Below are 14,194 nucleotides of genomic sequence, written 5' to 3'. Positions count from 1 at the left end.
GATTCGCCCACCCGGTCCGGATTCGTGCGCGCGGCTCAGCGACCGGCGCGCTGGGCGGCCAGCCGGACCGCGATATCGCCGATCAGCCGATAGGGGATCTGGTTCGCCAGCGGAAACTTCAACGTGCCCTTGCCCGCCAGGTAGGGCGCGATGGCCCGCTGGAATTCGTCGTCACCGGCGGGCACCGGATACACCGACAGGAACTTCTGCCAGCCCGCGAAATACATGACCGCCTTGCCGTTCACCGCGACGGCGGGGATCTGATAACTGATCGTCTCCACCGCGTCCGGCAGCACCGTGTGGATGACGGCCCGCACCTGTTCGAGCACGGCACGGGTGGTGTCGGGCTGGTCTGCCAGGTATTCCTCGACGGTCGTGGGCACTGCCATGACGGCCACCTTCCGCCGTTCGGTCGGGGGGAGCTGTGTCCGCTTCGACCGTACCGGTCGCGGTGGGGCGGCGGACGACGACCCGCGCTGCTCAGCCGCGCAGCCGGGCCAGCAGCCGCAGAGCGGCGTCGAGCATGCCGTCGAGGGAGTCGGTGACATACAGCAGATCGATGAAGAAGTCGTCGAATCCGGTATCGGCGGCGACCTTCTCGATGGTGGCGGCGACGAGTTCGAGGTCGGTGCCCGCGGCGATGTTCACCCGCAGCACCGTGGCGATGTCCTTCGGATCGCGGCCCGCGGCGACCGCGGCCTCATCGATGACGCCGCGCAGCTTCAGCAACTGCTGCCCCCAGGCGGGCGGGCCCGGCACCGGCACCACGGGCAGCCAGCCGTCGCCGCGTCGGCCGATGCGCGCCAGCCCGGCCGGGCTGAACGCGCCCAGATAGATCGGCGGCCGCGGCCGCTGCACGGGCTCGAGCTCACTGCGATGCTCGGGCACCGACACATACCGGCCCCGATACCCGGCGGGGTCGGTGGTCCAGATCGCTTCCAGCGCATCGAGTGTCTCGTCGAGTCGCGCCCCGCGATGGGTGAAGGGGACCCCGGCGGCCTCGTATTCCTCCGGCGACCACCCGATGCCGAACCCGGGAATCAGCCGGCCATTGCTGACCACGTCGACCGTGGTGAGCGCGCGGGCCAGCTGCGCGGGCCGATACAGCGGCGCGATCAGCACATTCGCGCCCAGCGCGACCCGCTCGGTCACCGCGGCCGCGATACCGAGCAGCAGCAGCGGGTCGAGCACGGAGTTGAACTCGCCGGGGATGGTGTCCTTGCCCGCGTAGCCGACCTTCGGGTTGGTGGCGGCGATGAGCCGCTCTCCCACCCAGAGACTGGCGGCCCCCGCCTGTTCCAGGGCGGTGGCGTAGTGCGCCACCCGCGAGCCCTCACGAGCCTGCGAACCATACTGGGGAAGAGCGAAGCCGATTTTCACCCCCTCGGTGATACCAGACACACCAACGCGGCGAACCGGGTGATCCGGCGACAGGATGGGCGGGGTGGGAGAACACAAGGACCGCATGCTCGCCGGAAAGCCCTACCGCGACAACGACCCTGAACTGGTCGCCGAACGCCTGCACTGCCAGGGTTTGCTCGACCGGTTCAACGCCACTCTCGCCGGCCAGGACGCCCAGCGGCGCGCCGTGCTCGAGGAGCTGCTCGGCGAGATCGGGGCGGGCTCGTGGATCATGCCGCGCTTCCAATGCGACTACGGCCAGCTGATCCGGTTGGGCCGCAACAGCTTCCTCAACTACGACGCCATCGTCATGGATTGCGCGCCGGTCACCATCGGCGACGACGTCTCGATCGGCCCGCGCGCCCAGCTGCTCACCGCCCTGCACCCGATGGACGATCACCCGATGCGCCGTGAACGCTGGGAGACGGCCGCACCCATCACCATCGGCGACAACGTGTGGCTCGGCGGCGGGGTCATCGTCTGCGCCGGCGTGACCATCGCAGCGAACACCGTGGTCGGCGCAGGCAGCGTCGTCACCCGCGACCTCCCCGAAAAGGTCTTCGCCGCAGGCAATCCGGCCCGGGTGATCAGGCCCCTGTAACCCGCTGGGACGTCATACGGGCAGGCCGGCCAGTTCGGCGCAGAGCCGGTGCAGGCGGGTGGCGGCCGCGTCGTCCTGGGCGGCGGGGGAGGGCGCCTTGACCCGGTTGCGCTGGAAGTAGCAGCCGGACACGGAGCAGACGTCGGGATCGGTGGCCAGATAGGTGAGGGTCTGTGCGGCCGTGGCGGAGTCGATCATGAACAGGCGTTTGCCCAGTGCCAGCGCCGGCCGCGCGAACCAGGGCGCGGCATCCCAGATACCGGTCGCGACCACTCCCGGGTGGAAGGCGTTGGCCGTCACCCGGGTTCCCTCCAGGCGCCGCGCCAGCTCGCGGACGTACAGAATGTTGGCGAGCTTGGCGCGGCCGTACGCGGCCGAGCCGCTGTAGCCGTGCCGCAGTTGCAGGTCCTCGAAGTCGAGGGCATTGCCGTAGTGCATGACCGACGAGGTGAACAGGATCCGCGCCGGGGCACTGTCGCGCAGCAGATCCAGCAGCAGCTCGGTGAGCATGAATCCGGCTAGGTGGTTCACCGCGAAGGTGGCCTCCAGGCCGTCGCCGGTCTCGGCGCGCGACATGTGGAATGCGCCCGCATTATTGGCCAACACATCGAGCCGGTCGTAGCGGGCGGTGACGGTGCCGGCGAGCCGGCGCACCGCGGCCAGCGAGGACAGGTCGCATTCGATCGTGTCGACCGGCGCGGTGGCGGTCGCGCCCACCAGTTCGGCGGCGGCGCTCAGCTTTCCGGGATCGCGTCCGACCAGGATGACACGGTGCCCGGCCGCTGCGAGCTGCCCCGCGGCCGCCAATCCGATGCCCGAGGTGGCTCCCGTGATCAGCATGGTCTTCATGCCCCGCCAGCCTGCCACACCCCGGCCGCACTGTCGCGGCACCCCGAACCGCCTGTCCCGCCTCGCCACCCTGTGGGAGATCTTCCGCGTCCTCGGCGAAGGCACCGGCTTCTACCCGGTCGGCCCTGACATCGAGAAGCACCACTGCCACACCCCGATCACCCTGTCCGACTTCGTCATTCACCGCTCCGCCCACTGATATTCCCGGCCCAACGGCTCGATGTAGAGCTCGCCCGGCGGGGGCCCCACGCCTCGATCACGGCGTCGCGCCGGGCTTGATACTCGTTGCCGCCGAGCCGGGGTCAGCGGGCGGCGGGAATCTCGCTCGGGCTCAGATAGATTCGCTTGCCCTCGGCGCGCGCCTGCGCCACCATCCGATCCGCGCCCTCGGACGGGCCGCCGATGCGCAGCACCGCGTCGCAGCGCGAGAGCAGTTGCTCGGCGATGGGGTGGAAGATCTCGTCGTAGAGACGGTCACCCGGGCCGGTACTGCCGGCGGTCTCGAGCAGCGGGAGGGCGAGGGCCTCGCCGGTGACGGGGAGATGCCCCGCTCGGAACAGAGCGAGGGCGGTCTCGTTCATGGCTCGGACGTTGGCGGCCAGTTTGGCCGGATCGTCGCCGGTGCCCGAACGGTATGGGCCCGCGACCAGGATCATCTGGGAAGTCGGCACGGTAGCTCCTTCGGTAATCGGTTGAAACACAAGCGGTTCACGCGGAATGGATGAGGACTCCCGCGTCGCGCAGGGCGTCGAGGGTTCGTGGCCCGGCGGGATGCAGTGCCGGGTCGGCGGCGGAGCGGTCGGTGACGAACTCGTGTGCCGCGGCCAGCGGAGCGACCTGACCGAAGGCGCGCACACCGAGCTTGGTCGCGTCGGCGACGGCCAGCACCCGGGCAGCCTGGGCGATACCGGCCTGCTTCACCGCGGCATCGTCGAGCGAGAACTCCGACCAGCCGTATTCGGCGTGCACACCGCCGATCGACATGACGAACACATCGAAGGCCAGCGACTCCAGCGCCCGCACAGTCAAAGGGCCGACCAGGGATTGCTCACCCGGCCGGGACCGGCCACCGGCCACCAGCAGCTCGATGCCGGGCTGGTCGGCCAGACAGACCGCGGTCTGCAGGCTGAGCGCGGTCACCGTCAACGGTCCCTGCCCGGCCAGCGCCCGCGCCACGTGCACGGTCGTGGTGCCCGCGTCCAGCAGGACCCGCGATCCCGGCGCGATCAGCTCCGCGACCGCCGCGCCGAGCCGATCCTTGGTCGCTGCGGACCAGGCCGCGCGGTCGGCGAATCCGCCCGCCTCGGTCCGGGGCCGGGTGGCCACGGCCCCGCCGTGCACACGTCGCACCAGGCCGCGCCGTTCGAGCGTGTCCAGATCCCGGCGCACGGTCATCTCCGAAACACCCAGCCGCTGCGCCAGTTCCGACACCGAGGCCCGCTCCGCGCCCTGCACCAGCCGCAGCGTCACGTCCAGTCGTTCACCCGCATCCACTCCGCAGTTCTAACAGAAATATGTTCGAATAAACAGAGTTGAGTTAGATCTGTGCGCCGTCCTCGGTCTGCACTGGCTTCCGGCGCACCGCGGCGAGGAGATCACCGGCGAGGTCATCGACGGCCCGCGCAGCGCGACGACGATTACCTGCCGAGTAATGGATTGCGGTGGTTGATCATTCGTACGATCGGCTCATGGCGACACACACGGCAGGCGATCTACTCCGGCACTGGCGCACCACCCGGCGGCTCAGCCAGCTCGAACTCGCCGGCCGCGCCGAAACCTCGACCCGCCACCTCAGCTTCATCGAAACCGGCCGCGCCACCCCGAGCCGCCAGATGCTGCTGCACCTGTCCGACGAGCTCGACATCCCACTGCGGGAACGCAACCGCATGCTCCTCGCCGCCGGATACGCACCCGTCTACGCCGAACCCGAACTCGACACCCCCGCCATGCAATCCGTCCGCGACGCCCTCCGCCGAATCCTCGGCGGCCTCGAACCCCACCCCGCCCTCGCCATCGACGCCGGCTGGACCATGGTCGACGCCAACGCCGGCATCGGCCTGTTCCTCGACGGCATCGACCCCGCCCTTCTGCAACCGCCCGTCAACGCCCTGCGCCTCACCCTGCACCCCGACGGCATCTCCACCCGCATCATCAACCTCGCCGAATGGCGCGGCCACCTCTTCGAACGCCTGCAACGTCAGATCGAAGTCACCGGGTCGCCCGAACTCACCGCACTGCTGCAGGAGTTGCGCGCCTACCCCGGCGGCGAGGAGTCACCCGGCCTGCCCGAACCCGACCAAGCCGTCGTCCCCCTGCGCGTACGCCTCGACGGTCACGAACTCGCCTTCCTCAGCATCACCACGGTGTTCGGCACACCGATGAACGTCACCGTCGCCGAACTCGCCATCGAAGCCTTCCTCCCCGCCGACGCCGCCACCGCCGCCTACCTCCGCGAGCGAGTCACCGTCCCCGGAAACCAACACCCCACAACCCCATCCGACTAGTCGGTCCGCGCAGGCCGGTCCATGCCGCACAATGAGATTCCATGGACGTGCCCGCGCACCTGACTCACCTCACCGGCACACCCATCACCCGCCTCGACCACCTCGGCACCCGCCACGCCTGGACCCTCCACCGCGCCCACACCGCCGACGGCCGCACCCTCTTCGTCAAAGCCCTCCAGCACGACACCGCCTCCGCCGTCCTCACCGCCGAAGCAGCCGGCCTCCGCTGGCTCGCCGACGGCCACGCCGACCTCATCCCACCCGTCCTCGCCGCCGACCCCCACATGCTCGTCCTGCCCTGGCACCCACCCGAACCCGCCACCCCCACCGCCGCCGAACAGCTGGGCCGTGACCTCGCCACCCTCCACTCCGCCACCCCCGGCGCCTACGGCGCCGCCTGGCCCGGCTACATAGCCACCCTGCCCCTCGACAACACCCCCGCCACCGGCGACTGGGCCCCCTGGTACGCCGAACACCGCCTCGCCCCCTACATCTCCCCAGCCGCCCCCGAACTCGGCCGCGACGGCACCCGCCTCCTCGACCGGGTAATCGACCGCATAGACCACCTCGCCGGCCCACCCGACCCCCCCGCCCGCATCCACGGCGACCTCTGGTCCGGGAACATCCTGTGGTCGACCGGCCACGCCCTCCTCATCGACCCCGCCGCCCACGGCGGGCACCGCGAGACCGACCTCGCCATGCTCGCCCTCTTCGGCGCGCCCCATCTGGACCGAATCCTCGCCGCCTACCAAGAGCACACGCCTCTGAGTTCCGGCTGGCGTCAACGCATTCCCCTCCACCAACTGCATCCGCTACTCGTCCACGTCGTCCTCTTCGACGGTTCCTACCGCGGCATGCTCCTCGCGGCAGCCGCCGCCGCGCTGGCGGCATAATCGCGCGGCCCCAAATCCGGATGACCCATCGGGCGAACGACTTTCGGCGGCGCTCAGCCGGACTCCCCGACCGGCCCGACAATGATCCCCTCGGGCCGCGGACTCAGCAGAGCCGATGGACACCCGTCAGGAGATCATGTCCCGACCATCTGCCGCACCCGATGAAGCCCGCTTCGCCCAGTCCTGACGTGTCGGCGGCAGGGTTGGTACATGATCGACCAGTGGACCGACTTCTGGTGTTGGTGAACGGACTTCCCGGTGCAGGCAAGACAACCTTGGGCGCGGCATTGTCCCGATCGTTGAACGCCTGCTTCCTGTCCAAGGACGCCATCAAAGAAGCACTGGCCGAATGCCTCGACAGTGCGATCGGCGTACCAGAACTCGGCGGGATAGCGATGGACACCGTGTGGGCGCTGGCAAAGGAATCGCCCGCCGACATCGTCATCGACTCATGGTGGTTCAAGCCCCGCGACCTGAACTTCGCGCGTGCCGGCATCCAGAAATCCGGCGCCCACCGCGTTGTGGAAATCTGGTGCGACCTCCCCGCGGAAACCGCTCGGGTCCGCTACATCTCGCGACAGCGCTCACCCATTCATCAAGACGCACAACGCCTGAACGAAAACTGGGACCACTGGGCCGCCCACGCCGCACCCCTCGGACTCGCCCCGGCTCTCGTCGTCGACACAAGTCGCCCGGTCGACGTCACCGACCTTGCTGAGCGAATCAAGGCGACAGCCGATGTCGGTGACTTCCCGCCGCCTTGCCCGCCGTGATACCGGATGAGTTCTCGGCTAGCGTCGGGGCAGTGGAGCTGCTGCGGGTTCATCATGTCGCGATCATCGCCGCGGATTATGCGAGGTCGAAGGCGTTCTATACCGAGGTGCTCGGGTTGCGGGTGATCGCGGAGCACTATCGGGCCGAAAGGCGTTCGTACAAGCTGGATTTGGCGTTGCCCGATGGTGGGCAGGTGGAGTTGTTCTCGTTTCCGGAGCCGCCGGCGCGGGTGTCGAGACCCGAAGCTGCCGGGTTGCGGCACCTGGCGTTCGCGGTGGCCGATGTGGGGGAGGCGGCGGCCGAGCTGCGGGGTAGGGGAGTGGCGGTGGAGGAGGTGCGGGTCGATGAGCATACGGGCAAGCGGTTCGTGTTCTTCGCCGATCCGGACGATCTGCCATTGGAGCTGTACGAAGTCTGAGGTCAGGGCCGCTATCGACGGCCTCCGACATTGAACATCAAGAAATGGAACTATGCGCATCTACGCATGTTGCACCATTTCGAAAAACTGCGGCCCTCACGACCACCCACACCTTCCTGACCACACCCATCACCAGCCAACCTCGAAGAGGGGAGCGGCTATTCGATGCCGCTCGGTCGCTGGGTTGGGCACTCCCATACGATGGGTCGTATGACCAAAGTGCTCCTGAAGACCTCCGCCGGGGACATCACCCTGGAACTGGACGAGGCCAAGGCACCCAAGACCGTCGCCAACTTCGTCGACTACGTCAAGGCGGGCCATTACACGGACACCGTGTTCCACCGGGTGATCCCGAACTTCATGATCCAGGGTGGCGGCCTGACCGCCGACATGCAGCAGAAGCCGGCCCCGAACCAGGTCGAGAACGAGGCCGCCAACGGCCTCAAGAACGACAAGTACACCGTCGCCATGGCGCGTACCTCGGCCCCGCACTCGGCCAGCGCGCAGTTCTTCATCAACACCAGCAACAACGCTTTCCTGAACTACCCGGGCCAGGACGGCTTCGGCTACGCGGTGTTCGGCAAGGTCGTCGACGGCACGGCCGTCGTGGACTCGATCGAGGGTGTGCGCACCGGCAACAAGGCCGGCCACCAGGATGTGCCGGTCGAGCCGATCACCATCCTTTCCGCCGAACTGGTCTGATCAGTCCTCGCGGTACCTGAACGAGCGGCCCGGAACCGAACGGTTCCGGGCCGTTGTCATTGCCGCAGAGCGTTTTCCGGGTCAGGCGTCGAGCACGCGGGCTTCACGTTTGGTGACGGGCGGGAGGACCGACCAGGGGAAGTTGATCCATTTGTCGGTGCGTTTCCAGACGTATTCGCAGTCGACCTCGGAGTGCGGTTTCTGGTAGATGACCGCGCAGCGGACTTCGGCGACGTGGTTGGAGCAGAAGTCGCGTACGAGCTTCAGGGTTTTGCCGGTGTCGGCGACGTCGTCGGCGACGAGGACGGTGGCGCCGGCGAGGTCGACGGCGCTGGGGACGGGCGGCAGCATGACCGGCATGTCGAGGCGCTGGTCGACGCCGGTGTAGAACTCGACGTTCATGACGTGGAGGTTCTTGACGTCGAGGGCGTAGCCGAGGGCGCCGGCCACGAAGAGCCCGCCGCGGGCGATGGAGAGGATGAGGTCGGGTTCGAATCCGTCGTCGGCGATGACCTGGGATAGGTCGCGGCTGGCGTCCCCGAACAGCTGCCAGCTCAGTTCCTCACGATCGCTCATGCCCGACTCCGTTCTGCCCGCTGCGGTGGTCTTCGGATCATACGAGCCGGGTAGCCGGTCGTTGGCCGGTCCGGCGACTCGGTCTGCGCCTCACGGATGGTGGGTGACGGTGTACCAGAGCAGGGCGAGGGTGCCGAGGGCGAAGATCGGGACCAGCACCATGGTCTCCATTTTGTTGCCGGTGTGGTCGACGATCGGCAGTCGCGTGCGGAGTTTCAACGGCCACAGCAGGCGGCAGCCGCGGTCGGTGAGGCAGTCGCCGATGAGGTGGGCGAGGGCGCCGAGGCCGACGGAGAAGGGCAGCCAGGCGGGTTTGTCGCTGATCCAGTGGTCGATGGCGAAGGTGCCGCAGACGGCGAGGATGATGACGGTGCCCCAGGATTTGAGGCCGTCGCCGCTGGGGGCCAGGCCGAGGGCCTTGATGGCGAGGGCGAGCAGGAAGAACACCAGCGAGAGTGTGAAGTTGCGGCCGAGCAGGTGTTCCCCGGCCCAGGTGCCGTAGGTGACGGCGGCGACGAACGCGAAGGAGTGGGTGCCGTGGCGGTGCCCGCCGGAGATCCACGAGATGAACTTGCACGCGTAGTGCGAGATCGGCCCCAGCACATGGGAAATGGTGCCGGAGGGGTGATCGGCGTCGGGCAGGAGCGCGGCGCCCGCGGTGAGGAAGGTGCCCATCACCAGATCGACGGAGCCGATGGCCCCGGATTGCACTGCGGGATAGGTCAAGACGGTGAACGGCAGCGCCGCGGCCGCCGCCGACCAGGCGAGCGCGCCGCTGGTCGCATGTGAATGTCCTAGCACCGCTTGAAGGTTAGCGGATGTAACCGACAGCTCTTTCGGGCTGCGTGAGCGGTGAGGGGCCTTGCTGGGCAGCGGATTCCGGTCCGGTGGGGCGTGGATGGCGCAAATATGTTTCGGGACAGTTGGTTTGGTGTGTGGGGTGCTGTTCCGGTCACATTCGGGTGGCCCGCGTGCGGCCGGTCGGGGGGCTGAAATAGTCTCGGATCGATTGCGCTTTCCGCTCAGAGAGGAACGGACATGTCGGTAGCGTCCGCGGTGAAGGATCAGATCCAGCAGATCGGTGGGGGATTCATGTTTTCCCGGGAAGCCCGGGCCTTCGCCGACAGCACCGGGGTCCCCGGCTTCATGCCCGGCTACACCCGTGGCCGCGCCGGCGTCCTGGGTGAGGTGGATGCCGATGTGGTGACCGCGGCCTTCGGTTTCTTCCGTCCCGACACGATCCGGGAGGCGTGGGAGTCCACGGCCTCGATGCCTGCCGCGGTGGCCGCCGAGGGTTATCTGGCAGCGTGCCAGAACTTCGGCCGCCGGAAACTGGCCTCCTTCGAGGATTCCGGCCGGCTGGCCGAGCTGCTACAGCGGGTGGTGGCGGCCGCGAATCCGGTGGGCGCGCCGCTGTTCGCGGGCTGGCGGGCCCTGCCGCAGGCCGAGGACGCGCCCGGTCTGGTGCTGCAGCTGATCCATGTCCTGCGCGAGCTGCGTGGCGGCCTGCATCTGGTCGGCGTGCTGGGCAGTGGTCTGACCCCGTTGCAGGCGGTGCTGATCGCGGGTTCGCCGCTGAAGCCGGGCCCGGATCAGGCCCGCAACTTCGGCTGGCCGGAGCCGTTCGACGAGATCACCGCGGAGTTGAAGGGCCGCTGGATGCAGGCGGAGTCGATCACCGAGGATCTCATCGCGCCCGCGTTCGCGGTGCTCGACGACAAGGAAGGCGACGAGCTGGCGACGCTGCTGGACGCCTGTCAGGCGACGGTGTTCGGCGGCCGCTGACTGCTGCTGCCCGGGTGGGCGTCTGCGCCCACCCGGGAATCCTGTTCAGCGGTGCAGGAATTCGAGGGTGACGCGTTCGAAGGCCTCCTTGGCCTCGTACATGACCCAGTGTCCACACTTGGGGAATACGTGCAGTTCGGCGTTGGGGATCTGGCGCAGGGGGATCAGCGCCATGTCGGTGGGACACTGCCGATCGTCGGCGCCCCAGGTCATCAGCACCGGACTCTTGATCTTGTGCAGCATCGACCAGTAGGGCGGGGTGGGGGAGTTCTCCAGGAACTGCTGTTGCAGCGCAAGCGCTTCGGACCCGTACATGGCCTTCAGGCTGGCCTGGGCGGCCGGTTCGGTGGCGGCGGTCCAGCGTTCCTCGATGAGGGTGTCGGTGATCATCTTGGGGTCGTAGATCATGCAGCGCAGCCAGCGCTCGAGGCCCTCGCGGCTGGGGTTGTCGGCGAATTCCGACAGCAGGCGGGTGCCTTCGCTGGGGTTGACGGCGAGCAGGCTGTGGCCGACGCCGCCGATGGCGATGATCTTCTCGGCGCGCTGCGGGTGGTGCATGGCGACGTTCACCGCGACGACGCCGCCCATGGAGTTGCCGATCATGGCGGCGGAGTCGATGTTCAACGCGTCCATGAAGCGGACCACGGCGTCGACGGCGGTGAGGACCGGGTGTCCGGGGACCGGGTCGCTGACCCCGAAACCGGGGAATTCCAGGACGTAGCAGTGGAAGTGGTCGGCGTAGAAGCCGAGGTTGTCGCGGAAGTTGCGCCAGCCGTTCACGCCGATTCCGGAGCCGTGCAGGAGAATCAGGGGAGGGCCGTCGCCGGCCTCGTGGTAGCGCAGGACGCCCTTGTCGGTGGCGATTTCGCGTCGGGTGTTCTCGTAGGTGACATCCACGCCACCCAGATTAGAACAAGTTTCAGTTTGGAGGCCGGTGGGCGAGTTCGGGATCCCGATGGGTGCGGTGACGGTCGCCGACGGCGGCCTGGCGACCACACTCGAAGCACGCGGACACGACCTGTCCGACGCGCTGTGGTCGGCGCGACTGCTCGTGGACGCACCCGACGAGATCCGGGCGGTGCATGCCGCGTTCTTCCGGGCGGGCGCGGTCGTCGTGACCACGGCCAGCTATCAGGCATCGTTCGAGGGATTCGCGGCCCGCGGCATCGGCCGTGAGCAGACGGTCCAGTTGCTGCGGCGCAGCGTCGGACTCGCGCGGAGCGCGCGTGAGGAGATGGACGACGGCCGCGTGCGCTGGATCGCCGCCTCGATCGGCCCCTACGGCGCCGCCCTGGCCGACGGCTCGGAATATCGCGGACGGTACGGGCTTTCCCTCGCCGGGCTGAAGCGCTGGCACCTGCCACGACTGGAAGTCCTCGCCGAGGCCGGGGCGGATGTGCTTGCGCTCGAGACCATCCCGGACATCGATGAGGCGGAGGCCCTCGCCGGGCTGCTCGACGGCAGTGGCGTCCCCGCCTGGCTCAGCTACACCATCGCCGGCGACCGGACCCGGGCCGGGCAGCCGCTGCGGGAGGCGTTCGCGATCGCCGCGGCGGTTCCCGAGATCGTCGCGGTCGGGGTGAACTGTTGTGCGCCACAGGATGTTGCCGCCGCGATCACGCTGGCCCGGCGGGTGACGGGGAAACCGGTGATCGTCTATCCGAACAGCGGGGAGGGCTGGGACGCCGGACGGCGATGCTGGACGGGGGAGGCGCACTTCCCGGCGAGCTTCGCGGAGGAGTGGGCCGGGCTCGGGGCGGCCGTCATCGGCGGATGCTGCCGGGTGCTGCCCGCCGAGATCGAACGGCTGGCCGAGGTCGTCGCCGCGGGTTAGTGGCAGACGCCCGAATCCGCCCGATGATGAATATCCACATGCAGACATGTGCATCTATGGACCTTGTTTGTTGCATGTCGGCACCAACGTGACCACACGCAAAAACGGCCATGACGACCTCGGGTTACCCGGGCCGGGTGCGGAAGGAGGGCGCGACTCGGCAGGTCCGGCATCGAGTACATCGCTCTGCTCGCCGGTGACTCCCGGTGTATTCGCAGCATCCGGGACTCTGCTTCACAGCGCCCTCACAGTGCCGGCTCGCATGCTGAGGTTCGCACCCACACCGGGAGCGATCCGAGTGAACAGGAATCAGCATGCCGCCACATCCGAGTCTGCGGGCCGGGCGCACCGCGACCGCGGCCCTGCTCGCGGTGACCGCGGCGGGCACGCTCACCGCGACCGCACTGGCCTACGTCGACAACCACGGCAGCCTCCGGGGCGGGGCCGGTGCAACCGCCACCCCGGAGGCGACCGCCGCGTCCGACGGCGTGCCCGCGAACGCCACCACCGCGCCCACTCCGGCACTGAGCCCGGGCACCGGCCCCACCCACGCCAGATCGAGCGGCTCATGACCGCCGCGCTCGACCGCACGGCCGCCACCGAGTGGCAGGTGTGGAGCACCACCGCCCGCGTGGTGGTCACCGACCCGGCCGCACTACGCCCGGCACGCACCCTGATCCGCGCCCATCTCGCCGAGGTCGACGCGGCTTGCAGCCGCTTCCGCATCGACTCCGAGATCAGCCGCCTGTGCCGCGCCGCCGGACAACCGACCCGCATCAGCCCGCTGCTGTCGTCCCACCTCCACGCCGCCCTCACCGCCGCCCGAGACACCGGCGGTGACCTCGACCCCACTATCGGCGCCACCCTCATTGCCCTGGGCTACGACCGTGACTTCACCCTCCTGCTCCCGGACTCGTCCGTTCGCGCGGCCGCGAAGGCTGGAAAGCCCGATGCGCACACCCCGATCCGCGCGGAGGCGACATCGGCGGCAGCCGGGGATTCGACTACCGCACAACCGGAATCGGGCACGACGGATGCGGCGGTGGACGGACCTGGTTCACGCCGAACGGTGCCGTCGGCGGCAGCTGCCCCGTCGGTGGTCGATGGGTCGGCCGATGCGGCCGTGGCGTCCGAGCAACGGGCGAATGCGGCTCGGCTCGGCGGCTTCGGAATTGCCGGGCTCGATGGTGGGGCGGCGGGGCGGCGAGTGAGTGTGGCGCTCACCTCCCGCCCGGCTTGGACCGACATCCGGGTGGAGGGTGAGCTGGTGAGCGTTCCCGCGGGAGTGCTGCTGGATCTGGGCGCGACCGCGAAAGCGCTTGCCGCCGATGACTGTGCGCGGCTGGTGGCGCAGCGGTTCGGCTGCGGTGTGCTGGTGAGCCTGGGTGGTGACATCGCCACAGTGGGCCCCGCCCCCGAGGGCGGTTGGCAGGTGCTGGTGGAGGATCGCCCGGGCGAGCCCCGTTCCCGCATAGCTCTTCCCGAGGGTGCGGCCCTGGCCACCTCGAGCACGCTGCGCCGGCGTTGGTGGCGCGGCGGCAGCCTGGTGCACCACATCGTCGATCCGCGTACCGGCGTGGCCGCCGATCCGGTGTGGCGGACGGTGTCGGTGGCTGCCGGGTCGTGCCTGGCCGCCAATACCGCCGCGACCGCTGCCGTTGTTCGCGGCCGCGATGCGGTGACGGGTTTGCGTGCCCAGGGGTTGCCGTCGCGGCTCGTCAGTCGCGACGGTCGGGTCATCACCCTGTGCGGGTGGCCACAAGCGGTGTCCGGCGACGCGGCCCACCAAGAGAAGGTGATCGAATCATGAACCGGCCGAAGCGATCTGCTTGTCCGGCGCGGTGGTCGCTACGGGCT

19 protein-coding genes are annotated in these 14,194 nt (G+C 68.9%); 11 read left to right on the top strand and 8 right to left on the bottom strand.

The annotated features are described in order from the left end of the window. Positions 1-35: 35 nt before the first annotated feature. Positions 36-389, bottom strand: a complete 354-nt coding sequence (locus ON33_RS10825) for an iron chaperone (RefSeq protein ID WP_040857906.1) — start codon at positions 387-389, stop codon at positions 36-38. 91 nt (positions 390-480) lie between these two features. Next, positions 481-1,380, bottom strand: a complete 900-nt coding sequence (locus ON33_RS10820) for a TIGR03619 family F420-dependent LLM class oxidoreductase (protein WP_040857904.1) — start codon at positions 1,378-1,380, stop codon at positions 481-483. Between the two features lie 55 nt (positions 1,381-1,435). On the opposite strand from ON33_RS10820, the gene ON33_RS10815 reads away from it, so the two are divergent. Continuing rightward, positions 1,436-2,002, top strand: coding sequence for a sugar O-acetyltransferase (locus tag ON33_RS10815; RefSeq protein WP_373281023.1), 567 nt, complete (start codon positions 1,436-1,438; stop codon positions 2,000-2,002). 12 nt (positions 2,003-2,014) lie between these two features. Here ON33_RS10815 and ON33_RS10810 read toward each other — a convergent pair whose 3' ends face one another. Further along, positions 2,015-2,851 carry an SDR family NAD(P)-dependent oxidoreductase gene (locus tag ON33_RS10810; RefSeq protein ID WP_040858153.1) on the bottom strand — a complete coding sequence of 279 codons (837 nt, stop codon included), beginning with the start codon at positions 2,849-2,851 and terminating at the stop codon, positions 2,015-2,017. On the opposite strand from ON33_RS10810, the gene ON33_RS10805 reads away from it, so the two are divergent. Further along, positions 2,850-3,050: a hypothetical protein gene (locus tag ON33_RS10805; RefSeq protein ID WP_040857901.1), complete on the top strand. Its 201-nt coding sequence runs from the start codon at positions 2,850-2,852 to the stop codon at positions 3,048-3,050. The genes ON33_RS10810 and ON33_RS10805 overlap by 2 nt on opposite strands. Positions 3,051-3,153: 103 nt before the next feature. Here the strand turns inward: ON33_RS10805 and ON33_RS10800 are convergent, their stop codons facing one another. Both ON33_RS10800 and ON33_RS10795 read right to left on the bottom strand, forming a co-directional pair. Then, complete coding sequence (locus ON33_RS10800) at positions 3,154-3,522, bottom strand: hypothetical protein (RefSeq protein ID WP_218001399.1); 369 nt, start codon at positions 3,520-3,522, stop codon at positions 3,154-3,156. Between the two features lie 37 nt (positions 3,523-3,559). Continuing rightward, complete coding sequence (locus tag ON33_RS10795; RefSeq protein ID WP_051151881.1) at positions 3,560-4,345, bottom strand: DeoR/GlpR family DNA-binding transcription regulator; 786 nt, start codon at positions 4,343-4,345, stop codon at positions 3,560-3,562. Between the two features lie 194 nt (positions 4,346-4,539). On the opposite strand from ON33_RS10795, the gene ON33_RS10790 reads away from it, so the two are divergent. From ON33_RS10790 to ON33_RS10770, 5 genes are all read left to right on the top strand, one after another. Continuing rightward, positions 4,540-5,355: a helix-turn-helix domain-containing protein gene (locus tag ON33_RS10790; RefSeq protein WP_051151880.1), complete on the top strand. Its 816-nt coding sequence runs from the start codon at positions 4,540-4,542 to the stop codon at positions 5,353-5,355. Between the two features lie 41 nt (positions 5,356-5,396). Then, on the top strand, positions 5,397-6,248 hold the full coding sequence (locus tag ON33_RS10785) for a fructosamine kinase family protein (protein WP_040857896.1): 852 nt from the start codon (positions 5,397-5,399) through the stop codon (positions 6,246-6,248). Between the two features lie 221 nt (positions 6,249-6,469). Next, positions 6,470-7,021 carry a P-loop nucleotide/nucleoside kinase family protein gene (locus ON33_RS38135; RefSeq protein ID WP_051151879.1) on the top strand — a complete coding sequence of 184 codons (552 nt, stop codon included), beginning with the start codon at positions 6,470-6,472 and terminating at the stop codon, positions 7,019-7,021. Between the two features lie 32 nt (positions 7,022-7,053). After that, positions 7,054-7,440 carry an SMU1112c/YaeR family gloxylase I-like metalloprotein gene (gene gloA2 / locus ON33_RS10775; protein WP_040858144.1) on the top strand — a complete coding sequence of 129 codons (387 nt, stop codon included), beginning with the start codon at positions 7,054-7,056 and terminating at the stop codon, positions 7,438-7,440. Between the two features lie 210 nt (positions 7,441-7,650). Next, the gene (locus ON33_RS10770) at positions 7,651-8,142 is read left to right on the top strand and encodes a peptidylprolyl isomerase (RefSeq protein WP_040858142.1); all 492 of its coding nucleotides are present in this window, start codon (positions 7,651-7,653) and stop codon (positions 8,140-8,142) included. An 81-nt stretch (positions 8,143-8,223) separates the two neighbouring features. Here ON33_RS10770 and ON33_RS10765 read toward each other — a convergent pair whose 3' ends face one another. Then, positions 8,224-8,718 (bottom strand): phosphoribosyltransferase, encoded by a 495-nt coding sequence (locus ON33_RS10765; protein ID WP_040857894.1) that lies wholly within the window; start codon positions 8,716-8,718, stop codon positions 8,224-8,226. A 90-nt stretch (positions 8,719-8,808) separates the two neighbouring features. Next, positions 8,809-9,519: a metal-dependent hydrolase gene (locus ON33_RS10760; protein WP_040857892.1), complete on the bottom strand. Its 711-nt coding sequence runs from the start codon at positions 9,517-9,519 to the stop codon at positions 8,809-8,811. Positions 9,520-9,756: 237 nt separating this feature from the next. Here ON33_RS10760 and ON33_RS10755 point away from each other — a divergent pair, with 237 nt between their 5' ends. Continuing rightward, positions 9,757-10,503, top strand: a complete 747-nt coding sequence (locus ON33_RS10755) for an SCO6745 family protein (protein ID WP_040857890.1) — start codon at positions 9,757-9,759, stop codon at positions 10,501-10,503. A 45-nt stretch (positions 10,504-10,548) separates the two neighbouring features. On the opposite strand, the gene ON33_RS10750 is transcribed toward ON33_RS10755, so the two are convergent. Continuing rightward, positions 10,549-11,400 carry an alpha/beta fold hydrolase gene (locus ON33_RS10750; protein WP_040857888.1) on the bottom strand — a complete coding sequence of 284 codons (852 nt, stop codon included), beginning with the start codon at positions 11,398-11,400 and terminating at the stop codon, positions 10,549-10,551. Positions 11,401-11,458: 58 nt separating this feature from the next. On the opposite strand from ON33_RS10750, the gene mmuM reads away from it, so the two are divergent. From mmuM to ON33_RS38130, 3 genes are all read left to right on the top strand, one after another. Next, on the top strand, positions 11,459-12,337 hold the full coding sequence (gene mmuM / locus ON33_RS10745; protein WP_040858140.1) for a homocysteine S-methyltransferase: 879 nt from the start codon (positions 11,459-11,461) through the stop codon (positions 12,335-12,337). A gap of 314 nt (positions 12,338-12,651) precedes the next feature. Beyond that, positions 12,652-12,909, top strand: a complete 258-nt coding sequence (locus ON33_RS10740; RefSeq protein WP_040857887.1) for a hypothetical protein — start codon at positions 12,652-12,654, stop codon at positions 12,907-12,909. Next, positions 12,906-14,147, top strand: coding sequence for an FAD:protein FMN transferase (locus tag ON33_RS38130; protein ID WP_051151878.1), 1,242 nt, complete (start codon positions 12,906-12,908; stop codon positions 14,145-14,147). The genes ON33_RS10740 and ON33_RS38130 overlap by 4 nt, the downstream gene beginning before the upstream one ends. Positions 14,148-14,194: the final 47 nt, after the last annotated feature.

This window comes from Nocardia niigatensis NBRC 100131 (assembly GCF_000308655.1).
GTDB classification, from domain to species: Bacteria; Actinomycetota; Actinomycetes; order Mycobacteriales; family Mycobacteriaceae; genus Nocardia; species Nocardia niigatensis.
This window is presented reverse-complemented; position numbering and strand designations above follow the sequence as displayed.